This window comes from Bradyrhizobium sp. DOA1, assembly GCF_001593325.1.
Taxonomy (GTDB): domain Bacteria; phylum Pseudomonadota; class Alphaproteobacteria; order Rhizobiales; family Xanthobacteraceae; genus Bradyrhizobium.
In genome coordinates this window covers 7,065,509-7,092,228 of sequence record NZ_JXJM01000001.1, presented here as the reverse complement: position 1 = coordinate 7,092,228, position 26,720 = coordinate 7,065,509, and the positions used below count along the sequence as shown (strand labels likewise).

Here is a 26,720-nt window from a genome sequence, read left to right as displayed (position 1 = left end):
GCGATCGGCTTCATGCCCGGCGACGTCGCCTCCATCATCGCCAATGCCGTTCCCGAATGGGTCCACGCCGACATGGGCATCCTGTGTGCCGGCGGCGTCGCCTCCGGCATCTACCCGACCGATGCGTCGTCCCAGGTCGAGTACCTCGTCAACGATTCCGCCACCAAGGTGATCTTCGTCGAGGACGAGGAGCAGCTCGACAAGGTGCTCGCCTGCCGCGCCCGCTGCCCGACCCTGCAGAAGATCATCGTGTTCGACATGGAGGGCCTCAGCGGCTTCTCCGACGACATGGTGTTGTCGCTCGACGAGTTTCGCGCGCTCGGCCGCAACCACATGGTCGGTCGCGAAGCGCTGTGGCAGGAGATGATCGACAGCCGCAGCGCCGGCGATCTCGCGATTCTCGTCTACACCTCAGGCACGACCGGCCCGCCCAAGGGCGCGATGCACGCCAACCGCAGTGTGACGCATCAGATGCGGCACGCCAACGACTTCATCCCGGCGCAGGAAGACGAGGAGCGGCTGATCTTCCTGCCGCTCTGCCATGTCGCCGAACGCATCGGCGGCTACTACATCTCGGTCGCACTCGGCTCGGTGATGAATTTCGCGGAAAGCCAGGAAACCGTGCCCGACAACCTGCGCGAGGTGCAGCCGACCGTCTTCCTCGCGGTGCCGCGTATCTGGGAAAAGTTCTATTCCGCGATCACCATCGCGCTGAGGGATGCGACGCCGCTCCAGCAATGGGTCTATGGTCGCGCCATCGACATTGGCTACCGCATGGTCGAGTGCCGGCTCGAGGGCAAGGCGCCGCCGCTGTCGCTGCGCATCGCCAATCGTCTCGCCTACCAGGTCGCGTTCCGCAACATCCGCCGCATGATCGGGCTCGACCGCTGCCGCATCGCCTTCACCGGCGCGGCGCCGATCGCACCGGAGCTGATCCGCTGGTATCTCGCGCTCGGCATCGACATCCACGAGGTCTACGGCCAGACCGAGAATTGCGGGGTCGCCACCATGATGCCGGCGGAGCGGACCAAGCTCGGCTCTGTCGGCACCGCCGTGCCTTGGGGCGAGGTCATGTTGTCGCCCGAGGGAGAGATCCTGATCAAGGGCGACTTCCTGTTCATGGGCTATCTGAATCAGCCCGAGAAGACCGCCGAAACGATCGATTCCCGCGGCTGGCTGCACACCGGCGACGTCGGCACCATCGACAATGAGGGCTTCGTCCGCATCACGGATCGGATGAAGGACATCATCATCACCTCCGGCGGCAAGAACGTCACACCGTCCGAGATCGAGAACCAGCTCAAATTCTCGCCCTATGTTTCCGACGCCGTGGTGATCGGCGACAAGCGGCCGTACCTGACCTGCCTCGTGATGATCGACCAGGAGAATGTCGAGAAGTTCGCGCAGGACCACGACATCCCCTTCACCAACTATGCCAGCCTGTGCCGGGCAGTCGAGATCCAGGACCTGATCTGGCGCGAGATCGAGCAGGTCAATCGCAATATCGCCCGCGTCGAGAGCATCAAGCGATTCTACCTGATCGAACGCCAGCTGACGCCCGAGGACGAGGAGCTGACGCCGACCATGAAGCTCAAGCGCGGCTTCGTGAACAAGCGCTACGCCGCCGAGATCGAGGCGATGTATCGCGAGCGCGCGGTGGCGTGAGGCGCCTGGCCCGCCAGCCAGGCGACGAGAAAATTAGCGAGGGAGCGATGGCCACGCCCTTCGCGCAACACTGGCCAGGGAGAGGAGACGTCAATGTCGAAATCGTTCAGGGCGTTCGGCCTTGCGGTGAGCGCAGTGGTGCTCACGCATCTGCCGGCCGCAGCGCAAACCAAGGTCACCAACGAGGGCATCTCGGCATCCGAGATCGTCATCGGCACGCACCAGGACCTGTCGGGTCCGATCAAGGGGTGGGGTGTTCCGGTCGCGAACGGCATGAAGATGGCGGCCGAGGAGATCAATGCGGCCGGCGGCATCAACGGCCGCAAGATCCGGCTGGTCGTCGAGGACAGCGGCTACGATCCGAAGAAAGCGGTGCTGGCGTCGCAAAAGCTGATCGAGCGCGACAAGATTTTCGCCATGGTGGGGCCGATGGGATCGCCGACGGTGCTCGCCGCGCAGGACATCTTGTTCGACGCCGGCGTGCTTCAGCTCTTCCCGCTGACGGCGGCCGAGTTCACCTTCAAGTTCGATCCGGCCAAGCCGCAGGAACGGCTGAAGTTCAACAACCTGCTGCCCTATGTCGAGAGCACGCGGGCCGCGGTGAAATACATGATCGAGTGGAAGGGCTTCAAGAAGCCCTGCATCATGCACCAGGACGACGAATACGGTAAGAACGTGCTCGACGGCTTCAATCAGCAGCTCACCGCGATGAAGGCGCAGCCGGCCTCGATCACGAGCTACAAGCGCGGCGCCTCCGATTTCAGCGCGCAGATCGCCAAGATGAAGTCCGATGGTTGCGATCTCGTCGTGCTCGGCACCGTGCTCCGCGAGACCATCGGGGCGATGACCGAAGCCAAGAAGCTCGGCTGGGACGTCACCTTCCTCGGGGCTACCCCTACCAACGTGATGGAGGTTCCGGCGCTGGGCAAGGAGGCGGTCGAAGGGCTCTATGCCGCCAGCGGCTTCGAGATTCCCTATGAGGACACCGCCAAGGGCAAGGTGAAGGACTGGCTCGTCAACTACAAGAAGATGTTCAACGCCGACGCCAACACCCAGGCCATCATCGGCTACAATGCGATGATGACGTTTGCGTTCTACGCGAACAAGGCGGGTAAGGAACTGACGGGCCAGAAGATGCTGGACTCGCTGGAGTCGGGCGAGAAGTTCCTCGACATCTTCAACTCGCCGCCGACCAAATTCTCCAAGACCGACCACCTCGCCAACACCATCACCCAGGTGCAGCAGGTCAAGGGCGGCCGCTGGGTGCTCGTGAAGGACAATCTGATGTTCTGATGCTTCGCTTCGCACTTGGGGTTCGAGAGCCTTCTCATCGTCATGGCCGGGCTTGTCCCGGCCATCCACGTCTTACTACGCAGCACAAAGAACGTGGATGCCCGGGACAAGCCCGGGCATGACGACCTCTTGTAACGGTCCAAATGCGATAGCCCTCCAGGGGATAGTGAAAGCTCAATGCGAGCCCGCCAGGGAGGGCAAGAGTTCACGATCCCCCGCCTGCCGTACCCGAATTCACCGGAGCCAGTTCGTCCTCGCGGCAGCGCCAGCCGTCGGCGGCTTTCACGAAGGCAAAATTCCGCTGGATCCGCAGGCGCCGCGTGACGTTGAAGGCTTCTGCGGAACGCTCCTTGTTTCCGGCTCCCGGCTGCGGACGGCCGGTCCTGCCGTCCCAGCAGGTGCCGGTGCAGGTGGAGGCGACCTTGCTGCACATGGTGAAGGGCGCCAGCACGACCATCTCGATCTCGCCCGTGACCTGCGCCTCCTGGTCGGTCACATGACTGTCGAGTGCGTAGACGCGGTTGATGCGCAGGAAGTTGCCGCAGGAATTGGCCGCGTGGATGCGCGCGGCGCAGAAGTCGACCGCGTCGGTGTCGGGTGAGCGGGCTGCGACCTGCCGGCCGAACACCTTCTTGGGATCGCCCCTCGCCGCACGAATCTCGTCGGTCCTGCGCTTCAGATGGTCGGCGAGACAGTCTTCCGCAGTCTCCAATTCCTGGAGCGGCACGTTCTCCTTGCCGACGAGATTGCATTTGCGGTCGCGCTCTCGCGTCCACCTGCCGTATTCGGCGAAGGCAAAGCGCGCGGCGGTCGGGTCCAGCTTGCCGATCAGGCCGAGCACCAGGCCGTTGAGCTCGGTCTCGGCGACCGCCAGCGCAGGATCCGCGCAGATCAGCGCGCCGGCCGCGGTGTTGGCCGCGAGACAGTCGAAATCCGGATCACGCACGATCGCGGTGCGCTCCTCGGTCACCTTGAGCAGGCACGCCTTCACCCGGTCGAACTCGTCGGCGCGGATCGCGGTCTGGCCGACGATGCCGCAACCGAGGTTGCGCTGGCGGATCCAGATCGCATTCTCCTCGATCGCGGGCAGGCGATCGGGCAGGCGGGCGAGCCGCGCCTCGACCGCCGTGCTCAGCTTCTCGGCGGCGGCAGCCAGCTCGGTATCGCCGCAGAACAGCTGATTGCCGGGATCGCGAATCTGCTGGCAGTTGTTCTTGGCGAACAGCGGCAGCCTGTCGGCGATGGAGCGGTCGGATTGCGCGGAGCCAGGCGCCGTCGGCAACGCCAGCAGCGCAAGCACAGTCAGCACGATGAACCGCATTCTCTTCGTCCCTCAGCGTGGCCGCGGCCATGCTAGAGCGTTTTCGAGCGAAGTGGATACCGGTTCGCGTAAAGAAAACGCGTCAAAACAAGAATCTAGAGCTTCGGTTCTGATTCAATCAGAACCGATTATGCTCTAGCCGTCCGGATCGTGCAACGAAACGGCTTTATGGCGGGGCAGGCGACGCGAGGGCCGCAATCAACGCGTCTCGGCGGCCATCGAGACCCGGATCGGTTCGTCGACATATTTCAGAACGGCCGACTGGTGAAGCACGAACAGCGGCCGGTAGATCTGTGCAGCCTCGTCCTCGACCATCGCCATGCGGCGATTGTCGAGCATCAGCCAGTGGCCGTCGAGCCGTGCGGCGGCGACCGCATGCGCTTCGCCGGCCCTGACGTCGCGCACCACGACGATGCGGAGGTCCTCGGCGGCAACGCCGGCGAGCCTCAGTGCGGCGAGCTTGGCAATGGCATAGTCCTCGCAGTCGCCGGCGCCGCGCTGGAAGGTCGCAAGCGGCGAACTCCAGACGTCGTCGGTGCCGTCATCGGCGGCCCGGATCGCGAGGTTGATGGCGCGGTTGGCTTCGCCGAGGCGCGCACGGCCGTCGCGGCCGCGGACCTGGTCGACGATGGCGAGCAGCTTCAGGGCCGCAGGCGATGCGCAATTGTCCCGGTCGCCGTCGCACAGCGCGAGTTGCACCATGTCGTCGTCGAGCTTGTCCTTCAGCACCAGCCATTTCTGCCGCAAATTGCCGGCGGAGATGGAGAAGGCGAACACGCCGAAAGGTTCGGCGGACTTGCGCACGAGGACGCCGGCGCCCGGCGACAGCAGCGTGCCAGCGCGAAGCTCGGCGGCCGATCCGAGCAGGATCAATCCGCACATGACAAGGATTGCGCGCCAGGCGCGCGAGCGAGTAGCGGTCTCCATCTGACATCCCCTTCCCAGGCTTCGCGAGATCCCCCTCGATCTCGGCGTGCCGGGCCTTGTTGCTTTCGCGGAGATAGTGCGGGATTGGCCGTTTTGTTCTGCTTAACGCGCCCGGCAGGGGTTCCAAAACCGGGAAACAGGCTGAAATGCGCCTGCTCAAATTGCGTAAAACTTTAAGAATCGGGGGCTAGGAGATTGCCAGCTGCCGCGAAATGGAACCATTTGCAGGTAGTGGTTGTGCGCCCGTCGAATCTGCCTCCTATGGCTAACGGCCCGCTTTTTCAGGGCTTCTGTTAGTTAGGTCACAGATTTGGACCTGTATTTGCCGCAGTATGCTGCGGGGCAGCACGAAGAAAAGATGACACGAGTATTCGCTGCCTGAACTATACATTGGAATATTGTGGGGTGCTGAAGGTGGGCTCGAATAACCGCAATTATACTTGCAAATACCTCCAGAGTTCCCCTGCCTCCTCTATGAGGACATGGCCCGATTGCGCTGTTGGCGGCTCGGTGATGCGGAATCACACAAGCAATAGATGGTTTCGCTAAGGACTTGGTAATGCTATGCAAGCTTAGGCAGTAGATACTTACTTAGATTTTAACCCTTTTTACGGTGCGCGGTTGAATTACGCTGGCAAATTTGACGCCGCGATCCCCTTGGATGGCCAGGGTTCCCGTTCGCTCGGCGATATCCATGTCGATTCTTTTGCACCCAAGCCGTTCATCGCAAAGGCGCATGGTCACGTGCCCGAGGGTGCGGTCGTCGTTCCCGACCCCAACCTGATCTTCAATGGCGAGTTCAAGCGCACGGGCCTCGATCTCGTGCTGTCCCATGAGGGGCGCGAGTTCGTCGTTCACGATTATTTTAGAGGCGACAAGCGCCCGGCCATCGCCTCGCCGGACGGCGCTCACCTCACCGGCGACATCGTCAACGCGCTCACCGGCCATGTGCAATATGCGCAGGCCGCGCCCGGCCCTGCCGCGGCCCAGGTCATCGGCCACGTCACCAAGCTGGTCGGCAGCGCGACAGCGATCCGTAACGGCGTCTCGGTCATCCTGAACAATGGCGACAACGTCGAGAAGGGCGACGTGGTCTCGACCGGTGCCGATTCAACGCTCGGCATCACCTTCATCGATGGCACCGTGTTCGGCCTGTCCTCGAATGCGCGGATGGTGCTGAACGAGATGGTCTACGACCCCAACGGGTCGAGCAACTCCTCGCTGCTGAGCCTGGTCGCCGGCACCATCACCTTCGTCGCCGGCGAGACCGCCAAGCACGGCGACATGAAGATCGACACGCCGGTCGCAACCATGGGCATCCGCGGCACGGCGGTGCTGACCCAGATCAATTTCGTCGTCCCGGCCGGGGGCGGCGATCCCCAGCCGCAGGCCAGCTTCCAGGTGCTGGTCGAGCCGAACGGCACGACAGGCTCCTACATCCTGTTCGACAAGGTCACGCTGCTGCCGATCGCGACGGTCAACCAGGCCGGTCAAATGATCCAGATCAGCGGCGGCAACGTCTCGATCTCCAATGCGCTGATGTCGCCGGATGTGCAGAAGCTGATCACGGACGTGTTCACGCTGAAGTTCACCGACAACACCAACACCAAGCTGACCACGAACTTCACCGACACGCTTACGCCGATGAGCCTGGACGTGGTGTTCAAGTCGGCATCCGGCGCCGTCGCAACCGCGACATTCGTCAACCTCAATACGCAAGGGCAGGAGGGGCCGAGCACTCCCCCGCCGCTCGTCACCCGTATTCCCGGCCAGCCGCTGGTGCAGAGCCTCGATTCCGGCGGCAACGTGAAGACGGCGTTCGCACTGACCGAGCGCGCCGACACGACGGGCGCGACGACGCCCGACACGGTCTTCGGCCGGATCACCTTCATCGATCAGAATCTCGGCGACCGGCCGACGGTGAGCATTAGCCTCGCCGAGGCGCCGAACTACATCTACAAGAATGCGGGCCAGCAGGACGTCACCGGCTCACTCTCCGTGCTCCAGAAGCAGGCCATCGCGGCGACGCAGATCCAGATCGGCGTCGTCCCCGATCCCGGCAACAACAACAGCGGCTCGGCGGTCTGGACCTATACGATCCCGGACAAGGTCTTCGACTTCCTCGCGGCCGGCGAGACGCTGACGCTGACCTACATGGTCCGCGTCGACACCAATTTCACGGTGAACCCCGAGAGCAAGTTCATTCCCATCACCATCACGATCACGGGAACGAACGACAAGCCTACCGTTGCGACGTCAGGTGGCACCGTCATCGAGCAGGTCGGGACCGGTAACGAGGCGCTGGACGTCATCACGGGCACGGTCACCTTCACCGACGTCGATCTGACCGACCGGCCGATCGTGAGCGCGGCGCTCTCGACCGCCCAGCCGTTCAAATATCTCGATGCCGAAGGCACCGATGTCACCGTGTTCCTGACGCCGGAGCAACGCGCCGCGATCGCCGCCGTCGAGGTGCCGCTGACCGTGGTTCAGGGCGCCGGAAACGGCAACAACGGCACGGCCACCTGGACCTATAGCGTTCCCGACCATCTGTTCGATTTCCTCGGCAAAGGCGAGAAGCTGATTCTCAATTACGTGGTTCAGGTCGATGACGGCCACGGCGGCGTCGTCAGTACGCCGCTCACGGTTTCCATTGATGGCGCGGACGTCAATGTCGAGGGCACCAACGACGTCCCGACGATCGTCGAGGACTCGACGACGCCGACGGGCGCTGTGACGGAGGATTCGGCGGCAACCCTGACGGCGAACGGCACGGTTTCCTTCAACGATCCCGACCTCACGGATACGCACACTGCGAGCTACGTCCTGAAGTCGACGACCTCGAACGCGCATCTGCCCGGCTTCGGCAACGGCACCTCGCATATCGGCACTTTCGCCCTGGCGGCGGTGAGCGAGAGCCCCGGCGTCAGCACGCGCGGATCGGTGGGCTGGACCTTCACGCTCAACGACAACGATCCGGTGCTGCAGTCGCTGGCCAAAGGCCAGACCATCACGCAGGTCTATACCGTGACCGTCGACGACCATCACGGTGGCACGGTCACCCGGGACGTCACGGTCACGATCACCGGCACCAACGACGCGCCGACGATCACGAGCGATGCCGACGCCGCAAAGGGGACCGTCACTGAGGATTCCGGCGCGACGCTGTCGATCGATGGTACGCTCGCGATCCAGGATCTCGACCTGATCGACACCCACACCGCGCAGGCGGTGTTCACGTCGTCGTCGGTCAGCTCGCCTCTGCCAGGGTTCGGTGCCAACGCGAACATCGGCACCTTCACGATCGATCCGTCGGTGCTCGAATCCAGCACCGATACCAACAACGGCGCGACGCTGGGCTGGCACTTCAGCCTCGGCAACAACAACGCCGTGCTGCAGTCGCTGGCGAAGGGTCAGACCATCACCCAAATCTACACCGTCACCTTCACCGACAATCACGGCGCGCAGGTCTCGCAGGACGTGACCGTCACGATCAACGGCGCCAACGATGCGCCGACGATCACGAGCGATGCCTGCGCGGCGACGGGCTCGGTTGTCGAGGACGAGGGCAACACGCTCTCGATCGACGGCACGCTGGCGATCCAGGATTTCGATCTGATCGACACCCACACCGCGCAGGCCGTGTTCAAATCGGCGACGTCGAACGCGCTTCTGCATGGTTTCGACGGCGATACGCCGCTGGGCACCTTCACGATTGATTCGGCGGTCGCAGAGTTCAACACCGACACCGACAACGGTGCGACACTGGGCTGGCACTTCAGCCTCGACAACGACAACGCGGTGCTGCAGTCGCTGGCGCAGGGCCAGACCATCACCCAAATCTACACCGTCACCTTCACCGACGATCACGGCGCGCAGGTCTCCCAGGACGTCACCGTCACGATCAACGGCACGAACGACGCGCCGACCCTGTCCGATCTCCACATCGGTCCGCTCACGGACACCGCCGCGGCCGACACCTTCTCCGATATCACCGGGCAATTGTCCGGGACCGACGTCGACAGCGGCGAGACGGCGACGTTGACCTACGCCGTCCTCAATGCAGATCACCACGCGGCGACGACCGTCGCGGGCCTGTACGGGACGCTGACGGTCAATTCCGACGGCAGCTATAGCTACGTTCCGAATGACGCGGCGATCAACGCGCTGGCGGCCGGATCGTATGTCGACACCTTCACGGTTCAGACCACGGACATCCATGGTGCGACCGACACGGCAACGCTCACGGTGGACGTGACTGGGGCCGACGACGCCGGCGGCCCGGTCATCAACACCGAGAGCTTCCAGGTCGAGCACATCACCGAGAACAGCAACGAGATCATCACCGATCTCGAGATTACTGACACCGATCCCGGCGCCGCGACGGACACTTTCACCGTCACGCTGTCGACTGCGAATCCGAACGTCAGCCTCGCCAGTGTTTATCCGACGACCGGCACGCTCGCCCAGATCAACACGGGCCTCGCAGAGGGCGCGGGCATCGTCTACGATCCGATCGGCGCCGATCCCGAGGCGGAGCTGCCCGGAATCGAACAGATCACGCTGACCGTTGCCGACTCGGCCGGTCGTTCTGACACCGTGAACTTCATCTTCGTCGAAGGAGCCGAGAGCCAGGGCATGACCCTGCAAGGCACCGCCGGCAAGGACGTCATTTTCGCGACTGAGTCGAGCGACACGCTCATCGGGGGCGGCGGCAAGGACCAGTTCGTGTTTGCGCCAGCCTCGTCGCAGGATACGGTCCAACACACCGTCGACGATTTCGAGTTCGGTCTCGACAAGATCGACCTGCGACAGTTCAGCGGCATCAGCTCTTTGAGCGACCTTACCCCGACCACCGCGCAGGATGGCGGCACGCTGCTCACGCTGGATAGCCACGAGACGATCCTGCTCAAGGGTGTCGCCCTCGCGAATCTCCAATCCAGCGATTTCATCTTCGGCACTCACGGCGCCTAGTGAATGCGGTGGCCGCCGGCTGGCCTGTAACCGCGGCAAAAAATCCATGATCCTCAGCACTCGGGAATAGCCAATCGCACGCCGACGCTCCATGATCGCTGCGCCCGGCATGATCCGGGGCAGGAAGTCTGACTGGCATGAAACGTCTCAAAATCCTGCGGCGGTGGTTTGCGCGCAAGTTCGGCTTCGCGCGGCTGATGTGCCTCGCGCTGCTGGTGCTGTTCGCCGGCGCGCGCCTGTGGGATCCGCCGCCGATCCAGGAATTGCGGCTGCGCACCTTCGACATGTTCCAGCTGATCGATCCCAGGCACAAGGCGGCGCGGCCTGTCGTCATCGTCGACATCGACGACAAGAGCCTCGCCAAGCTCGGGCAATGGCCGTGGCCGCGCACGCGGATCGCCGATTTGATCCAGAACCTGACCAGTAACGGCGCCGCCGCGATCGGCTTCGACGTGGTCTTCTCCGAGCCCGATCGGCTCAATCCGGATCTAGTCGCGAGCCAGATGCGCCATCTCGACGATGCCACCCGCGCCAAGCTGCGCGAACTGCCGACCAACGACCAGATCCTCGCCGAAGCGATCAAGCGCTCGCGCGTGGTGCTGGGCGAGACCGGGCTTCCGGCCGTCTTGTCCGAACTCGATAAATCGCTTCCGTTTACCGGCGTGGCGACGGTCGGGGAGGAGGGCGCCGAACGCTTCCTGTTCGAATTTCCAGGCTTGCTGCGCAACGTGCCGGACATAGAGAAGGTCGCTGCCGGCCGCGGCCTGTTCTCGATCAGGAAAGAGCGCGACGGGTTCATCCGCCGCGTGCCGATGGTCATGCGGGCCCAGGGCAACATCATGCCGTCGCTCAGCCTCGAGATCCTGCGCGTGGTCACGGGCACGCCAACGCTGCTCGTCAGGACCGACAAGACCGGCGTGCGGGCCGTGCGCCTCAAGGGCGTCGAGATCCCCACCGACAAGAACGGCCAGTTCTGGGTGCACTACGCCCGCCGGGATCCCTCGATCTACGTCTCCGCGGCCGACGTGCTCGACAACAGCGTGTCACCGAGCAAGTTCGCCGGCAAGCTTGTGCTGGTCGGGACCTCCGCGGCGGGGCTCAACGACATCAAGACCACGCCGGTATCCGCGACCATGCCGGGTGTCGAGATCCATGCCCAGGTGCTGGAGAGCGTGCTCAGCGGCGCGGTGATCTCGCAGCCGAACTACGCGCTCGGCATCGAGCTGATCGCGGCGCTGGTCATAGGGCTGCTCGTCATCATCTTCACGCCGAATCTCGGTCCCGTGCGTCTGGTGCTCGCCGGCGCGGCCTTCGCCGCCATCCTGGTTGGGGTGTCCTGGTTCTTCTACACGCAATACCGCTATCTCATAGACTTCACCTATCCGCTGCTGTCGACCACCGCGGTCTATCTGACCTTGATCTTCGCGAGCTTCGTGCGTGAGCAACGCCAGCGCGTGCAGATCCGCGGCCAGTTCGCGCAATACATGTCGCCGGTGCTGGTCGAGCAGCTGGTGCAGTCGCCGGAGAAGCTCGTGCTCGGCGGCGAGGAGCGCGAGATGACCATCATGTTCTCCGATGTGCGCGGCTTCACCACGATCTCGGAGAGCTACAAGCACGATCCCCAAGGCCTCATCGAGTTGATGAACCGCTTCCTGACACCGCTGACGGACGTGATCATCGAGCAGAAGGGCTATATCGACAAATACATGGGCGACGCCATCATGGCGTTCTGGAACGCGCCGCTCGACGATAACAAGCACGAGGTCAACGCCTGCGAAGCAGCCATCCAGATGCTGGAGCAGATCGACACGGTCAACAAGGAGCGCGAGCAGGAAGCCGCCGATGGCGGCCACGTCTACATTCCGCTCAACGTTGGCATCGGGCTCAACACCGGCATCGGCGTGGTCGGCAACATGGGCTCCGACCTGAAGAAGAACTATTCGGTGCTCGGCGACAGCGTGAACCTGGCCTCGCGCCTCGAGGGCCAGACTAAGGAATACGGCTTCCCGATCATCGTGGGATCCCGGACGGCGCTCGCCGCCAAGGACAAGTTCGCGATCCTCGAGCTCGACTTCATCATGGTCAAGGGCAAGTCCGAGCCGGAGGTGATCTACGCCATCGCCGGCCGCGAGGACGTGATGCATTCGGGCGCCTTCCAGCGCCTGCGCAACATCACCATCGAAATGCTCGGCTGCTACCGCAGCCGCGACTGGCAGGGCGCCCTCGACGCCATCGAGCGCGGCCGCAAGAGCGAGGATGCCGACACGCTGGAGAAGCTGTTCAGGCTGTACGAAAAGCGCATCAAGGACTTCCAGCTCAATCCGCCCGCGGAAGGATGGACGGGGGCCTATGCGCTGCTGACGAAGTAGGGTCGTCAGGTGTGGTTTGAAGGCCGCCCCATCGGCGGTGTCATCCCCGCGCAGGCGGGGATCCATACCCACAGGGAGCGGTTATGGCGCGAGCCGGCAACTCCGAGTTTCCGCACAATTGCGGCCTGTGGCTATGGGTCCCGGGCTCGCGACTGCGTCGCGCCCCGGGACGACGGTCTAATGTGATGCGTAAGTGTGGTCAGCCCTCACTCCATCCCGATCGTCGTCAGATCCTGGAACCAGTGCTGCGCCTGCACGAACTGCTTGATCTTCGGCGACAGCGCGTGCGGGTTGGTGTCGTGGACGACCCAGACCAGCGTGGCGTCGTCGACGATCAGCGCGTGCGCCTGCGCCAGCAGCGCGTCCTGCTTGGTGGCATCGAAGGTCTGCTTGGCCTCGTCGATCAGCGCGTCCACCTTCGGGTTCTTGTAGCCGCCCCAGTTGACGCCGACGGGCGCGATCTGGCCCGAGTGGAAGAAGCGGACGATGGCGTAGAGCGGATCCGAGGTGACATAGGCGATGTTGTTGGCGGTGATGCCGGCGTTCATCTCGTCCGCCGCGCCCTTGCGCCAGTGCGTGTAGAGCGTCTCGAGCTCGACCACCTTGAAGTCGATGTCGATGCCGATCTCCTTGAAGCTCTGCTGTAGAAACTCGTTCATCGGCAGCGACAGCATCTGGCCGGTGCCGCCTTGCGCGATGATGAAGGTGGCCTTCAGCGGCTTCGCCTTGGAGTAGCCGGCTTCCTCGACCAGCTTCTTCGCGGCGGCGAGATCGTATTTCAGCTCGAAGCTCGGCTTGCCGAACCAGGGGCTCGACGGATCGACCTGTCCTTTGGCGGGTTTTGCCAGCCCATTCATCAGCCCAACCACGGCCTCGCGGTCGATCGCGAGGTTCAGCGCTTTGCGCAGGCGGATGTCGGTCCAGGGCGAACCCGGCAGCACGCTGAGATGATAGTTCCAGACATGCGGCGTGACGTTGTCGACGAGCTTCATGCCGGCTGCTTTCAGCTGGGGCACGGCATCCGGCGCCGGCGTCTCGATCAAATCGACCTGCCCGGCGAGCAGCGCATTGGTGCGCGTCAGCGCTTCCGGCATCGGCACCAGCACGATCTTGTCGGCCTTGGGAATGCGCTTCTTGTTCCAATAGTCTGGATTTTTGGTGAGTTCGGCGAGCTCGCGCGGCACCAGCTTGGTCAGCTTGAACGGACCGGTGCCCGAGGGCTGGCTGGCGAACTTGTCCCAGTCCTTGCCGAGCTTGTCGTACTGCGCCGGGCTCGACACCAGGAACCACAGCATCTGATAGGGAAAGAAGGAGTCGACGGTCTTGGTGGTGATCTCCACGGTGAAATCGTCGATCTTGGCGTAGCTGGCGACGGAGGGAAGGCGGGTCTTCACCTGCGCGCTCTGCCGCTTGTCGAACTGCGGCGCCTTGTCGTTGAGCACCTTGTCCAAATTCCAGATCACCGCGTCGGCATTGAACTCGCTGCCGTCGTGAAACTTCACGCCCTTGCGCAGGGTAAAGCGCCACTTGGTCTTGTCGGCATCGTCGACCTTCCATTCGGTCGCGAGCCCCGGCACCAGCTTGCCGGAACGATCGGCGACGTCCATCTCCCAGGCGACGAGGGGATCGTAGATCGTGTAGGCCGTGAACTGATAAGCACCGGCACCGCGATCGGGCTGGCCGGTCGTCAGCGGAATGTCCGCCATCGAGATGCCGTAGCGCACCACGCTTTCGGCGCGCGCCGAGATTGCGGTTGCCGCCAGCGCAAGCACGGCGAGACAGGTCGATAGGCGGTTACGCATGGTCCAAAGCTCCCAGGGATTTCGGGAGCGGACTTGCAATCTTGATGCCAGAATAGGCAATGCGATGCGTCGGTCGGTGCATTGACCACAAGGACTTGTCGTCGCAGTGACAAATTGCAGAATAAGTTTCTCATTGGCATAGCCATTGCATACGATTGCATCAAAAATAGTCATCGAAGCCGGAAAAGGATTGAGGCGATGCTTATGAAGAAGACGACACGCGCGGCATTGATCGCGGCGCTTGCTCTGACGACGGCGGCGGCATGGCCGCGCGTCGTGAGCGCCCAAACGGTGCTGCGAATCGGCATGACTGCTGCCGATATTCCGCGCACGCTGGGCCAGCCCGACCAGGGCTTCGAGGGCAACCGCTTCACCGGCCTCACCATGTATGACGCGCTGACCGGCTGGGACCTGTCCTCGGCCGAGAAGGCCAGCGTGGTGATCCCCGGCCTTGCCACGGAGTGGAAGGTCGACGATGCCGACAAGACCAAATGGGTGTTCAAGCTGCGCCCCGGCGTCACCTTCCATGATGGCTCGCCGTTCAATGCGGACGCCGTGGTGTGGAATGTCGAGAAGGTCCTGAAGCAGGACGCGCCGCAGTTCGACGCCAGCCAGGTCGGCGTCACGGCCTCGCGCATGCCGACGCTGGCCTCGGCCAAGAAGATCGACGACATGACGGTCGAGCTCACCACCAAGGAGCCCGACAGCTTCCTGCCGATCAATCTCACCAACCTCTTCATGGCCAGTCCGACGAAGTGGCAGGCCTTCTATGACAAGGCCGAAGGCGCCGACGCCAAGGCGAAGTCGCAGGCCGCCTGGACCGCTTTCGCCAAGGACGCCTCGGGCACCGGCCCGTGGAAGATGGCCAGCTTCACGCCGCGCGAGCGGCTCGAACTCGTCAAGAATGCGGCCTACTGGAACAAGGATCGCGTGCCCAAGGTCGACAAAATGGTGCTCTTGCCGATGCCGGAGCCGAATGCGCGCACCGCGGCGTTGCTCTCCGGGCAGGTCGATTGGGTCGAGGCGCCCGCGCCGGATGCGCTGCCCGAGCTCAAGCAGCGCGGCTTCAAGCTCTACTCCAATGAGCAGCCGCATGTCTGGCCCTGGCAGTTCTCGCGCATCGAAGGCTCGCCCTGGAACGACATCCGCGTGCGCAAGGCGGCCAACCTCTGCATCGATCGCGAAGGCCTCAGGGACGGCCTGCTCGCCGGCCTGATGGTGCCTGCGACCGGCACCTTCGAGCCCGGCCATCCCTGGCGCGGCAAGCCGAGCTTCCAGATCAAGTATGACAAGGCAGCCGCGCAAAAGCTGATGCAGGAGGCCGGATACGGCCCGAACAAGAAGCTGACCGTGAAGACGCAGACGTCCGCATCCGGCTCTGGTCAGATGCAGCCTTTGGCGATGAACGAATATCTCCAGCAGGCGCTGGCCGAATGCTATTTCGACGTGAAGCTCGACGTCATCGAGTGGAATACGCTGTTCACCAACTGGCGCCGCGGCGCCAAGGACCCTAGCGCCAACGGCTCGAACGCGACCAACGTCACCTATGCGGCGATGGACCCGTTCTTCGCGCTGGTGCGCTTCCTGCAATCGGGCATGGCGCCGCCGGTCTCGAACAATTGGGGCTTCATCAACGAGCCCAAGTTCGACGAGCTGGTGAAGAAGGCACGGCAGACCTTCGATCCCGCTGCGCGTGACGCCGCGCTCGCCGAGCTGCACGCGGCCTCCGTCGACGATGCTGCTTTCCTCTACGTCGCCCACGACGTCGGCCCGCGCGCCATGAGCCCGAAGGTGACAGGCGTCGTGCAGCCGAAGAGCTGGTTCATCGACTTCTCGCCGGTGTCGATCGCGAAATAGCTCGCACCGCGTACTCGCTGCACCCTCGCCCCTTGTGGGAGAGGGTGGATGCGCGAAGCGCAGCCGGGTGAGGGGTCTCTCTCCGCGAGTCCAACTCTCACTTGAATGCGCGGAGAGAGACCCCTCATCCGGCGCTTCGCGCCACCTTCTCCCACAAGGGGAGAAGGAAGAATGACGCGCTTGTCGTTCCGCTCCTATCACCGCGCCCCCGCCAGCTTCTCCTCGCGCGTTGCCGCGATCACATCCCGCACGAGATCGAACACGCCGTCCGCTTCCGGCGGCGCGTTCGGCGAGCGGCCGAGGCGCACGATCACCAGCTTCTCCGACGGGATCACGATCGTGTACTGCCCGATCGTACCCTTCGCGAAAAAAGCATCGCGCGGCCAGCCGTGCTCCACGCGAAATTTCGCACCAAAACTGTCGCCCTGGTTGGTCCAGACACCGGCGCCGATGCCGACCCAGGCATTTGGCGTGGGCGAGGACGAATAGCTCACCCATCCCTCCGGCAGGATGCGCTTGCTGCCGGCGACGCCGTCGCCGAGATAGAGCTGGCCGAAGCGCGCCCAGTCGCGCGCAGAGGCCAGCATTTCGCCGGAGCCCTCGATCGTGCCGGAGCCGTCGAGCTGAAGCGTGATATGGCGCATGCCGAGCGGGGCGAACAATTCGCGGCGCGCGAAGCGGAGCGCATCGGCCGGATTGCCGCCGGCGGCGTTGCGAATGAGATGCGAGAGGATCACGGTGTTGCCGTCGTGATAATTCCACGCCGTGCCCGGCGCGGTCGCGAGCGAGATACTCGTCGCATAGGCCGCCATGTCGGTCTCAACGAACTTCATCCGGTTGACCGGCTCGAGAGCGGAGGCGAGCGAGGCCTGCAACGAGTTGCCGAGCGCGAGGCCGGCGGTGTGGCGCAGCAATTGATCGACGGTGATGGCATGGCGCGGGTCATCCGGATTCTTCCAGGCAGCGATTGGCGCGGGTCCATCGAGCTTCAGCTTGCCCTGGCGCACCAGGATGCCTGTCAGTGCAGACATCACCGACTTCGTCATGGAGAAGCCGAGCAGCTGCGTCTCAGGTCCAATGCCGTCGGCATAGCGCTCGGCGATGATACGGCCGGCCTTCATCACGACGACCGCGCGGGTGCGGCGGTAAGGCGGCTGCGCGGGTTCGGCGAAGGCGCGGTCGAGCGCGACGGCAAGCGCCTCATTTTGCGGCGGCACGATCGCGGGGCCGGCGATCTCGGGCAGCAGCGCCGGTTGCCCGTCGTCTGCAGGCGGCTCGACGGGGACAATCCCGGCCTCATGCGCGAGCGTGCAGCCGAGCCCCTCGCGATAGACCGCTTGGCTGCGACCGAGACCGAACAATGTCACCGTGACGTCCTTGCGCACACGGTCGATCCGGTAGTCCATCGCCCAGCTGATCAGGCCGGTCCCGGGCATGGCATCGGTGGTCTCGGCGAAGGTGCGCCTGGGATCGAGGCCGGTGACGAACGTCTCGGAGCACAGGATGTCGGCGAGGAATCCGGTCGCGACCTTCGGCACGTCGCGGGCGCGGGCCGCGCCGAGCGCGAGGCCGGCGCAGGCCATGGTGGTGGCGAGGAGGATGATCTTGCGGCGGCGGGTCACGGGCTTTCTCTCCGGCTGGGGCGTATTGCGGGAGGAAGCGGAATGCGGGGAGTGGATGCTCGCCGGATTTGGAAAACGACCTGACTTAAACCGAGCCAAGCTCGCCGATTCTGGAAATTTGGCGTGATTATAAAGGATTAGGAACTACGCCGTCCCCACCTTCAGCCGCCGATATTCGGTCGGCGTCACGCCCGTGATCGCCTTGAAGGCACGGTTGAAGGGGCCCAGCGACTGGAAGCCGGCGTCCATCGCGATGGTGATGACGGGGACCTCGGCCTGGGCGGGATCGGCCAGCGCGGCCTTGGCTTCCTCGATCCGGTGATTGTTGAGGAACACATTGAAGTTGCGATAACCGAGCCGCTGGTTGATCAGCCGGCGCAGCCGGTACTCGGGAATTTTCAGCCGCCCCGCCAGCACGCCGATGGAGATGTTCTCCTGGCGATAGATCCGCTCATCCGCCATCAGCCGCATCAAGGCATCGATGAGCTTTTGATCGGCGCCGTCATCGGCCGCAGGCTGACTGGAAACATCAGGAGGTGCGGGCTCCGCGGCAACGGGAAACAGGTCCGCGCCATCGACGCGCATCGTGGCATAGACGATCGCCGCGACGGTGCAGGCGAGCACGCCGGCATTGACGGTTTCGGCGACATCGCCGACGTGGTGGCCGGCGACGGCGATCTGGAGCACGGCGTTCAGCCCGCCACAGAGTGCGGTCGCGCAAACGATGAAGACACGAGCGCGGCGGCGGCGCTCGACAAGATCGGCCGGCCAGGAGGCGATCGTCTGCCCGACCGCGAGTGCGATGAAGCCGAGCACGATCAGATTGACCACCGTCACCGAGAACCGCACATGGCCGCTGGGTGCAATCCAGACGCAGCCAGCGAAGCTGAAGGCCGTCACCAGCGCCCAGACCGATCCGTGCCACCAGCGCAGACGAAACTCGTCGTCGAACAGCGAGCGCGTGAACAGCCAGAACACCACGATGTCGCCAGTCGACAAGGCGATCAGCGGCGCATGCCAGAGCGGGACCGGCGACGTCACATCCACCGAATAGCTCGCCGCATGCGCGGCCGAGCCCAGCGCGAAGGCCGTGCCGAGGCGCGCTGCGAGCACTTTGCGAAAATCGTGCAATAGCGACGCCGCGAGCAACAGCAGCAGCGCGACGCTGGCGGAGCGGAATGCGAGCTCGGTTGCGGCAAGGGTCATCGACTGATGCGATCGGTCGCGGTTGGAAGCCGCCAAACATCCTTTGTTGCGCGGGCTTTTTCAAGGACCAACTGTCCACCGGGGTTAGCGGCGCCTCATCGCGACGGCGATATGAAATTATGCTACGGTCGGCGCAACAAGGCCAAAAGGAGTCCCTCATGAGCTGGCAACCCTCGAACGATCCCGTGCTCGGCGATCCCATGTCCTGCGATGCGCTCGATCTCGTCATCGTGCCGCGCACGCGCGATCTCGGCGACGGATTCGCGGTGCGGCGCGCATTGCCGCACGGCAAGCGGCAGATGGTCGGCCCCTTCATCTTCTTCGATCATTTCGGACCGGTGCAGTTCGTCTCCGGCAAGGGCATGGACGTGCGGCCGCATCCGCATATCGGGCTTGCCACCGTCACCTATCTGTTCGACGGCGCGATCATGCATCGCGACAGCGAGGGCAACGTCCAGGAAATCGCGCCCGGCGCGATGAACCTGATGACCGCCGGGCGCGGCATCGCGCATTCCGAGCGCACGCCGGATGCGCAGCGTGCCTCGGGCCAGCAAATGCTGGGCCTGCAAAGCTGGATCGCGCTGCCGGCCGGATCGGAAGAGATCGCGCCGTCGTTCCAGCATTATGCCGCCGGCGATCTGCCGATGATCTCCGAGCGCGATTTCACCGCGCGCGTGATCGCAGGCTCCGCCTTCGGGATCGCCTCGCCCGTGTCGATGGTGTCGCCCTGGTTCTACACCGAGGTCACGGCGGTGGCGGGCGCGAGCGTGCCGCTCGACCCCGACCATGAGGAGCGCGCGATCTACGTCGTCGATGGCGAGGTCGAGATCGCGAACGAGCGCTACGAGGGGCCGCGGCTGCTGATCTTCCGCCCCGGCGACCGCATCACCGTGAAAGCGCTCAAGGCGACGCGGATGATGTTTCTCGGCGGCGATGCACTGGAAGGCCCGCGCCACATCTGGTGGAATTTCGTCTCCTCCAGCAAGGAGCGGATCGAGCAGGCCAAGCAGGACTGGAAAACCGGCCGCTTCGCCGCAGTTCCGCAGGAACATGAGTTCATTCCGCTGCCGGAATAGGCTAATCCGGTCTCCGGCCGCGCCATCGCGGCCGGATGTCCTGTGCGAAGGCTTTGCCGATGACCACCATGCTCTCCAGCGACCTGCCGCTCCCCAAGATCGGACGCGGCAAGGTGCGCGATATCTACGCTGTCGACGACGACCGCCTGCTGCTCGTCACCACCGACCGCATCAGCGCCTTCGACGTCGTGATGGGCGAGACCATTCCGATGAAGGGCGCAGTGTTGACTCAAATCAGCGCGTGGTGGTTCGACGAGCTCGAAGGCGTGGTGCCGCACCACATGATCAGCGCCGACACCGACGCGATCGTCGCGGCCGTACCGGCCTTGAAGCCGCACCGCGCCGAGATTCTCGGCCGCGCCATGCTGTGCAAGCGCACCACCGTGTTCCCGATCGAATGCGTGATCCGCGGCTATCTCTCGGGCTCGGCCTGGAAGGAATATGCCGCGAGCGGCACGCTGGCGGGCGAGAAGCTGAAGGCCGGCCTCGTCGAGAGCGAAAAGCTGGAGCCTGCCATCTTCAGCCCGGCGACCAAGGCCGAGAGCGGCCATGACGAGAACATCACCATCGCGAAGATGCGCGACGTCGTCGGCGACGAGGTCGCCTACACGCTGGAGAGCATGACGCGCGCGATCTACACGCTCGGCGAGGAGCTGGCTCGCGAGCAGGGCATCATCATCGCCGACACCAAGTTCGAATTCGGCCGTGACAAGGACGGGCGCATCATCCTGATCGACGAAGTCATGACGCCGGACTCCTCTCGCTTCTGGGCGGTCGACGCCTACAAGCCCGGCCAGCCGCAGGCGAGCTTCGACAAGCAGCCGCTGCGCGACTATCTCGACGCCGAGCGTCGCGCCGGCCGCTGGAACGGCGACGCTCCGCCGCCGCCGCTGCCCGCGAGCGTGGTGGACGCGACCAGCAAGCGGTATCTCGAAGCTTACAAGCGCGTGACGGGGAAAGAGCTGAAGATTTAGGCTCCGCGGCCGCCGCGCGCTCCATCATTGCGAGGAGCCCTTGCGACGGAGCAATCCAGGCTGCCTCCGCTGAGCGATTCTGGAATGCTTCGCTTCGCTCGCAATGACGTGGAGGGACCAATGCGCCTCTCCAGCATTCTTGCCGGGCTCACATATGTGAGGTACCGGCGACGTTCTCACACCCCCGCCATCATCACGTATTTAATCTCGACATATTCTTCCATGCCGTGACGCGAGCCTTCGCGTCCCAGGCCGCTTTCCTTGACGCCGCCGAAGGGGGCAACTTCGGTGGTGATGAGGCCGGTGTTGACGCCGACCATGCCCGATTCCAGCGCCTCGGCGACGCGCCAGACGCGGCCGAGATCGCGGGAGTAGAAGTACGAGGCAAGGCCGAACGGCGAGGCATTGCACATCGCGATGACGTCGGCCTCGTCCTTGAAGCGGATCACGGGCGCGAGCGGGCCGAAGGTCTCCTCCTGCGACACCAGCGAGTCCGGCTTGACGTCGGCCAGCACCGTCGGCTCGAAGAAGGAGCGCCCGAGCTCGCTGCGCTTGCCGCCGGTGACGACCTTGGCGCCGCGCTTGACGGCGTCGGCGATATGGCGCTCGACCTTGTCGATCGCCTTCATGTTGATCAGCGGACCCTGCGTGACGCCGCCTTCGGTGCCGTCGCCGATCTTCATCGCCGCGACCTTCTTCGACAGCTTCTGCACGAACTCGTCGTAGATCTTGTCCTGGGCGTAGATGCGGTTGGCGCAGACGCAGGTCTGGCCCATGTTGCGGTATTTCGAGACGATGGCGCCCTCGACCGCGGCGTCGATGTCGGCGTCGTCGAACACCACGAACGGTGCGTTGCCGCCGAGCTCGAGGCCGAGCCGCTTCACGCCGACGGAAGCCTGCTGGTAGAGGATCTTGCCGACGGCGGTCGAGCCGGTGAAGCCGACGAAGCGCACGGCCGGATGCTCGCACAGCACCTTGCCAATCGGCGGCGCGTCGCCGGTGATGATGTTGAGCACGCCCTTGGGGATGCCGGCCTTCTCGGCGAGCACGGCCAGCGCCAGCGCCGACAGCGGCGTTTCATTGGCGGGCTTGAGCACCACGGTGCAGCCGGCCGCGAGCGCCGGCGAGACCTTGCGGGTGATCATCGAGTTCGGGAAATTCCACGGCGTGATCGCGCCGCAGACGCCGATCGGTTGCTTGATCGCGAGCAGGCGCGCATCGGCGCGCTGGCTCGGGATGGTCTCGCCATAGACGCGGCGGGCTTCCTCCGCGAAGAACTCGATATAGGCGGCGCCGATATCGACCTCGCCGAGCGCCTCGGTGAGCGGCTTGCCCTGCTCGGAGGTAAGGATCAGCGCAAGGTCCTCGCGGTTGGCGATGATCAGCTCGAACCATTTGCGCAGGATGTTGGAGCGCTGCTTGGCGGTGTGCTTGGCCCAGCCCGGGAAGGCGCGCTCGGCGGCCTCGACCGCCTTGGTCGTCTCGTCCGCACCAAGCTGCGGAACTTTCGCCAGCTCGACCCCGGTCGCGGGATTGTTGACGGCAAAAACCGGCGTGCCGACCCAGGCGCCATCGATGTAGCAGGCCTCCTTCAGCAGCGACGGGTCCTTCAACCGGTCGCGCAAGGTGGCGGTGGCTTGAGCGGCGCGTGCGGCGGCGGTCGGTGTCATGGCGTACTCCCTTGGGCGATCGGACTGGGGGCGATCGGATCGGCCCGGAATATAGGAGCAAGCGGTGCGCAATGCACCGCCCCGCAACGCACATCTGCTGGGAGCTAGGCTCGGAGCAGCGTGGCCTTACGCCGCGCCGCTCATATAAGTCTCGCGCCGGCCGATCATGCGCTCGGCCGCGGCCTTGGCGTCGGCCTTCGAGGAGGTCGCGCAGGTCCGGTATTCGAGATCCGGCGCGTCGGAGCGGTCACGGCGCCCGAACCAGGACTTCGAGCCGACCGGCAGCAGCGCCAGGGACTGCGCCAGATTGTCGACCGCGCCGAAGGAATAGAGCGCGCCGGTGCCGGCGATGCGGACCTCGTAAATGCCGGGAGAGATCGGCGCCTCCAGATTATCGCCCCGTCCGGCACGGGGATAGCGCTTCCATTCGCTCCAGGTCGAAATCATTTGAGATCCCCCAAGCGGCCGTCAGCCGCCGCAAATTTGCATCAAGTCTTAACGTCACACGGCCGATGGGCCGCGTGCTGAAACGCCGCAAAGCACAAAATGTTTCAAGTGAATCAAACACGCGAAACATACCGCCGGTGCCCATCCACGGTCACGGCGGGCTGCGGTCATCCACCGCAGATTGTGACGGAGTGTTGCAGTTCAGCCGCCCTGTCGTCCTGCGCCGGCCGCGGACCGTCAAGTCACGACATCGCGACCATCGCGGGCATCTGGACACGCTTGCCGCGCGCGGCGTGCGGGAGGACAATCGATCACTTCCAACAATAATCAAACCGGAGGAAACACGATGCAAGGCCAAGCCCAGATCGACGAAATTCTGCGCCAGAAGAGCGACGCCAAGGAGATCCCCGGCGTCGTCGCCATCGCCGCCAGCGGCAACGAGGTGCTGTATCAGGGCGCGTTCGGCAAGCGCGATTTGTCGAAGCCGGATGCCATGACGGCGGACAGCGTGTTCTGGATCGCCTCAATGACGAAGGCGGTGACATCGGCGGGCGCGATGCAGCTGGTCGAGCAGGGCAAGCTGTCGCTGGATGCGCCGATCGGCGAGGTTCTGCCCGATCTCGCCAAGCCGCAGGTGCTCGAAGGCTTCGATGCCAAGGGCGAGGCCAAGCTGCGCCCGGCCAAGGGGCCGATCACGCTGCGCCAGCTCATGACCCACACCGCCGGCTTCTGCTACAACATGTGGAACGGCGATCTCGCGGTCTATCTCGACAAGAACGGCATTCCCGCCATCACCACCTGCCAGAACGCTGCGCTGAAGACGCCGATCATGTCCGATCCCGGCACGCGCTGGGAATACGGCACCAATATCGATTTCGTCGGCAAGGCCGTGGAGGCCGCCAGCGGCAAGCGGCTGGACGCTTATCTGCGCGACAATCTGTTCAACCCGCTCGGGATGAGCGACACGGCTTTCAAGATCGCCGACCACATGCGCAAGCGCCTCGTCGGCATGCATGCGCGCGGCGAAGATGGCCAGCTCGCATCGATCCCGTTCGAGCTCGAGCAGGAGCCCGAATTCCACATGGGTGGCGGCGGCCTCTACTCGACTGCGGCCGACTACATCAAGTTCACCCAGATGATCCTCAACAAGGGCCGCGGCAATGGCAACCAGGTGCTGAAGGCCGAGACCGTCGCGACGATGGGGCAGAACCACATCGGCGACCTCGCCATGGGCAAGATGACCACGGCGGCGCCGATGTACACCAACGACGTCGATCTCTATCCGGAGCAAGTGAAGAAGTGGGGCCTCAGCTTCATGATCAACACCGCAAAGACCGCGGAAGGGCGCAGCGCAGGCAGCCTCGCCTGGGCGGGCCTTGCCAACACCTATTACTGGATCGATCCTGCCCGCGACGTCACCGGCGTGATCCTGATGCAGCTTTTGCCGTTCGCCGACGCAAAATGCCTGGAGGCATTCGCGGGCTTCGAGCGCGGGGTCTATGCCGGGCTCGATGCTGCCGGGAGCGGGAAGAAGGCGGCCTAACCCCTTAGTATGAGGCGCGCGGCGTCGCGCGCCTTCCCGGCAAGGATTAACCTCGTGCCCGAAAGCCATCGGCTTCAGGCACGAGGCAGCAATTTTGAGGAGACGAACTTGGCGGACGATCTTGCAGGCAAAGCCGACAGCTATGTTTGCGGCATCTCGGACACGCCGCTGCTCGGCGACACCATCGGCCGCAGTCTCGACCATGCAGTGCGGCGCTGGGGCAACCGCGAGGCGCTGGTCTCGCCCAGCCACGGCGTGAGATGGACCTGGTCGGAATTCGCCGAACGGGTCGATGCGCTCGCCGCCGGCTTTCTCGCGCTCGGGCTCGAGCGGGGCCAGCGGATCGGCATCTGGTCGCTGAACCGGCCGGAATGGACGTTGACCCAGTTCGCGGCCGCCAAGGCCGGCCTGATCCTGGTGACGATCAATCCTGCCTATCGCCTGAGCGAGCTGGAGTTCGCCCTGCGCAAGGTCGGCTGCGCGGCGATCGTCACGGCGACGGCGTTCAAGACCAGCAACTACATGGAGATGCTCAACACGCTGTTGCCGGAACTATCAGCCGCCAAGCCGGGGCAGTTGCATGCGGCACGGCTGCCTGCCCTCCGCAACGTGATCCAGATCGGCGGCCCGGCCGCGCCGGGCACGATCGCTTTCGACGAGGTCGCGGGTATGGGCGGCGACCGGCACCGCCAGCAATTGGCCGCGCTCGGCCAGGAGCTGCAATTCGACGATCCCGTCAACATCCAGTTCACCAGCGGCACGACCGGCTCGCCCAAGGGCGTGACGCTGACCCATCACAACATCCTCAACAACGGCTATTTCGTCGGCCGCGCGATGCGCCTCAACGAGCAGGACCGCATCTGCATTCCGGTGCCGCTCTACCATTGCTTCGGCATGGTCATGGGCAACCTCGCCTCCGTGACGCTCGGCGCCGCAATGGTCTATCCCGGCGAGGGTTTTGACCCGCTTGCGACGCTGCGCACGATCGAACAGGAGAAATGCACGGCGCTCTACGGCGTGCCGACCATGTTCATCGCGGAGCTTGATCACCCCGAGTTCAAGGCGTTCAATTTGAAGTCACTGCGCACCGGCATCATGGCGGGCGCGCCCTGCCCGATCGAGGTGATGAAGCGCGTCAACACCGAGATGAACATGCGCGAGGTCACCATCGCCTATGGCATGACCGAGACCAGCCCGGTCAGCTTCCAGAGCGCTGTGAACGATCCGCTCGAGCGGCGCGTCTCCACCGTCGGCCGGATCCATCCGCATGTCGAGGTGAAGGTCGTCGATCTCGAAGGCAGGATCGTCAAGCGCGGCCAACGCGGCGAGCTCTGCACCCGGGGCTACAGCGTGATGCTGGGCTATTGGGAGGAGAAGGAGAAAACGGCCGACGTGCTCGATGCCAACGGCTGGATGCACACCGGCGATCTCGCCACCCTCGACGACGAAGGCTATTGCAACATCGTCGGCCGCATCAAGGACATGGTGATCCGCGGCGGCGAAAATCTCTATCCGCGCGAGATCGAGGAATTCCTGTATAGTCACCCCAAGATCCAGGATGTGCAGATTTTCGGCGTCGCCGACACCCGCTACGGCGAAGAGCTCTGCGCCTGGATCCGCGTCAGATCGGGTGAGCAACTGACGGCGGAGGACGTGCGCGCCTTCTGCGAAGGCCAGATCGCCCACAACAAGATCCCGCGCTACGTCGAGTTCGTCGACGAATTCCCGATGACGGTCACCGGAAAGATCCAGAAATTCCTGATGCGCGATGAAGTCGAGCAGCGATTGGGATTGAAGGCGGCGAAGACGGCGTAAGGTGGCGCCCTCGCCACGTAAGCACTGTCATTCCCCGCGAAGGCGGGGAATCCAGTACTCCGCGACTTCTCGATGAATCACCGAAGTCTCGAAGTACTGGATCGCCCGGTCCTAGTGCGCAATTGCGCACTGGCCGGGCGATGACGGCGGTGATTGTGG

General features: G+C 64.2%; 16 protein-coding genes and 1 pseudogene. 10 read left to right on the top strand and 7 right to left on the bottom strand.

Annotation, left to right across the window (positions count from 1 at the left end; genetic code table 11):
* Both SE91_RS32825 and SE91_RS32820 read left to right on the top strand, forming a co-directional pair.
* Positions 1 to 1,665 (top strand): AMP-dependent synthetase/ligase (locus SE91_RS32825; RefSeq protein ID WP_061850596.1); only part of this gene is annotated, 1,665 nt, incomplete at its 5' end.
* 93 nt (positions 1,666 to 1,758) lie between these two features.
* A complete protein-coding gene (locus tag SE91_RS32820) occupies positions 1,759 to 2,958 on the top strand; it encodes an ABC transporter substrate-binding protein (RefSeq protein WP_060737251.1) in 1,200 nt (399 codons plus the stop codon).
* Positions 2,959 to 3,163: 205 nt separating this feature from the next.
* Here SE91_RS32820 and SE91_RS32815 read toward each other — a convergent pair whose 3' ends face one another.
* Both SE91_RS32815 and SE91_RS32810 read right to left on the bottom strand, forming a co-directional pair.
* Complete coding sequence (locus SE91_RS32815) at positions 3,164 to 4,279, bottom strand: lysozyme inhibitor LprI family protein (protein ID WP_061850595.1); 1,116 nt, start codon at positions 4,277 to 4,279, stop codon at positions 3,164 to 3,166.
* A 198-nt stretch (positions 4,280 to 4,477) separates the two neighbouring features.
* Positions 4,478 to 5,206, bottom strand: a complete 729-nt coding sequence (locus SE91_RS32810; RefSeq protein ID WP_061850594.1) for a transglutaminase-like cysteine peptidase — start codon at positions 5,204 to 5,206, stop codon at positions 4,478 to 4,480.
* Positions 5,207 to 5,827: 621 nt separating this feature from the next.
* On the opposite strand from SE91_RS32810, the pseudogene SE91_RS38355 reads away from it, so the two are divergent.
* From SE91_RS38355 to SE91_RS32800, 3 genes and pseudogenes are all read left to right on the top strand, one after another.
* Positions 5,828 to 7,591 (top strand): annotated as a pseudogene (locus SE91_RS38355) (FecR family protein); the annotation flags it as partial.
* Complete coding sequence (locus SE91_RS38350; protein ID WP_502687185.1) at positions 7,568 to 10,180, top strand: beta strand repeat-containing protein; 2,613 nt, start codon at positions 7,568 to 7,570, stop codon at positions 10,178 to 10,180. The pseudogene SE91_RS38355 and the gene SE91_RS38350, both read left to right, overlap by 24 nt.
* A 137-nt stretch (positions 10,181 to 10,317) precedes the next feature.
* The gene (locus SE91_RS32800) at positions 10,318 to 12,549 is read left to right on the top strand and encodes a CHASE2 domain-containing protein (RefSeq protein ID WP_061850592.1); all 2,232 of its coding nucleotides are present in this window, start codon (positions 10,318 to 10,320) and stop codon (positions 12,547 to 12,549) included.
* A 206-nt stretch (positions 12,550 to 12,755) separates the two neighbouring features.
* Here SE91_RS32800 and SE91_RS32795 read toward each other — a convergent pair whose 3' ends face one another.
* On the bottom strand, positions 12,756 to 14,351 hold the full coding sequence (locus SE91_RS32795; protein WP_061850591.1) for an ABC transporter substrate-binding protein: 1,596 nt from the start codon (positions 14,349 to 14,351) through the stop codon (positions 12,756 to 12,758).
* Positions 14,352 to 14,549: 198 nt separating this feature from the next.
* On the opposite strand from SE91_RS32795, the gene SE91_RS32790 reads away from it, so the two are divergent.
* On the top strand, positions 14,550 to 16,208 hold the full coding sequence (locus SE91_RS32790; RefSeq protein ID WP_061850590.1) for an ABC transporter substrate-binding protein: 1,659 nt from the start codon (positions 14,550 to 14,552) through the stop codon (positions 16,206 to 16,208).
* A gap of 197 nt (positions 16,209 to 16,405) precedes the next feature.
* On the opposite strand, the gene SE91_RS32785 is transcribed toward SE91_RS32790, so the two are convergent.
* Positions 16,406 to 17,830: a serine hydrolase domain-containing protein gene (locus SE91_RS32785; protein ID WP_061850589.1), complete on the bottom strand. Its 1,425-nt coding sequence runs from the start codon at positions 17,828 to 17,830 to the stop codon at positions 16,406 to 16,408.
* Between the two features lie 144 nt (positions 17,831 to 17,974).
* Complete coding sequence (locus SE91_RS32780) at positions 17,975 to 19,036, bottom strand: helix-turn-helix domain-containing protein (protein WP_061850588.1); 1,062 nt, start codon at positions 19,034 to 19,036, stop codon at positions 17,975 to 17,977.
* Between the two features lie 158 nt (positions 19,037 to 19,194).
* Between SE91_RS32780 and SE91_RS32775 the strand changes: the two genes are divergently transcribed.
* Together SE91_RS32775 and SE91_RS32770 are read left to right on the top strand one after the other, a co-directional pair.
* Complete coding sequence (locus tag SE91_RS32775; protein ID WP_060734330.1) at positions 19,195 to 20,112, top strand: pirin family protein; 918 nt, start codon at positions 19,195 to 19,197, stop codon at positions 20,110 to 20,112.
* A gap of 59 nt (positions 20,113 to 20,171) precedes the next feature.
* Positions 20,172 to 21,086, top strand: coding sequence for a phosphoribosylaminoimidazolesuccinocarboxamide synthase (locus tag SE91_RS32770; protein ID WP_061850587.1), 915 nt, complete (start codon positions 20,172 to 20,174; stop codon positions 21,084 to 21,086).
* A gap of 176 nt (positions 21,087 to 21,262) precedes the next feature.
* On the opposite strand, the gene SE91_RS32765 is transcribed toward SE91_RS32770, so the two are convergent.
* Entirely contained in the window at positions 21,263 to 22,756 is a 1,494-nt protein-coding gene (locus tag SE91_RS32765; protein ID WP_061850586.1) for an NAD-dependent succinate-semialdehyde dehydrogenase, read from the bottom strand.
* A gap of 126 nt (positions 22,757 to 22,882) precedes the next feature.
* Positions 22,883 to 23,203 (bottom strand): hypothetical protein, encoded by a 321-nt coding sequence (locus tag SE91_RS32760; RefSeq protein ID WP_008571809.1) that lies wholly within the window; start codon positions 23,201 to 23,203, stop codon positions 22,883 to 22,885.
* Positions 23,204 to 23,549: 346 nt separating this feature from the next.
* Between SE91_RS32760 and SE91_RS32755 the strand changes: the two genes are divergently transcribed.
* Together SE91_RS32755 and SE91_RS32750 are read left to right on the top strand one after the other, a co-directional pair.
* On the top strand, positions 23,550 to 24,746 hold the full coding sequence (locus SE91_RS32755; RefSeq protein ID WP_061850585.1) for a serine hydrolase domain-containing protein: 1,197 nt from the start codon (positions 23,550 to 23,552) through the stop codon (positions 24,744 to 24,746).
* A gap of 9 nt (positions 24,747 to 24,755) precedes the next feature.
* Positions 24,756 to 26,561 (top strand): AMP-binding protein, encoded by a 1,806-nt coding sequence (locus SE91_RS32750; protein ID WP_245318577.1) that lies wholly within the window; start codon positions 24,756 to 24,758, stop codon positions 26,559 to 26,561.
* The last annotated feature ends 159 nt before the right edge of the window (positions 26,562 to 26,720 follow it).

Bases quoted from the DNA above. Each gene is read 5' to 3' on its own strand.
- SE91_RS32820 (WP_060737251.1), top strand. From the start codon at position 1,759: ATGTCGAAATCGTTCAGGGCGTTCGGCCTTGCGGTGAGCGCAGTGGTG.
- SE91_RS32815 (WP_061850595.1), bottom strand. From the start codon at position 4,279: ATGCGGTTCATCGTGCTGACTGTGCTTGCGCTGCTGGCGTTGCCGACG.
- SE91_RS32810 (WP_061850594.1), bottom strand. From the start codon at position 5,206: ATGGAGACCGCTACTCGCTCGCGCGCCTGGCGCGCAATCCTTGTCATG.
- SE91_RS32800 (WP_061850592.1), top strand. From the start codon at position 10,318: ATGAAACGTCTCAAAATCCTGCGGCGGTGGTTTGCGCGCAAGTTCGGC.
- SE91_RS32795 (WP_061850591.1), bottom strand. From the start codon at position 14,351: ATGCGTAACCGCCTATCGACCTGTCTCGCCGTGCTTGCGCTGGCGGCA.
- SE91_RS32790 (WP_061850590.1), top strand. From the start codon at position 14,550: ATGCTTATGAAGAAGACGACACGCGCGGCATTGATCGCGGCGCTTGCT.
- SE91_RS32780 (WP_061850588.1), bottom strand. From the start codon at position 19,036: ATGACCCTTGCCGCAACCGAGCTCGCATTCCGCTCCGCCAGCGTCGCG.
- SE91_RS32775 (WP_060734330.1), top strand. From the start codon at position 19,195: ATGAGCTGGCAACCCTCGAACGATCCCGTGCTCGGCGATCCCATGTCC.
- SE91_RS32770 (WP_061850587.1), top strand. From the start codon at position 20,172: ATGACCACCATGCTCTCCAGCGACCTGCCGCTCCCCAAGATCGGACGC.
- SE91_RS32765 (WP_061850586.1), bottom strand. From the start codon at position 22,756: ATGACACCGACCGCCGCCGCACGCGCCGCTCAAGCCACCGCCACCTTG.
- SE91_RS32760 (WP_008571809.1), bottom strand. From the start codon at position 23,203: ATGATTTCGACCTGGAGCGAATGGAAGCGCTATCCCCGTGCCGGACGG.
- SE91_RS32755 (WP_061850585.1), top strand. From the start codon at position 23,550: ATGCAAGGCCAAGCCCAGATCGACGAAATTCTGCGCCAGAAGAGCGAC.
- SE91_RS32750 (WP_245318577.1), top strand. From the start codon at position 24,756: ATGAGGCGCGCGGCGTCGCGCGCCTTCCCGGCAAGGATTAACCTCGTG.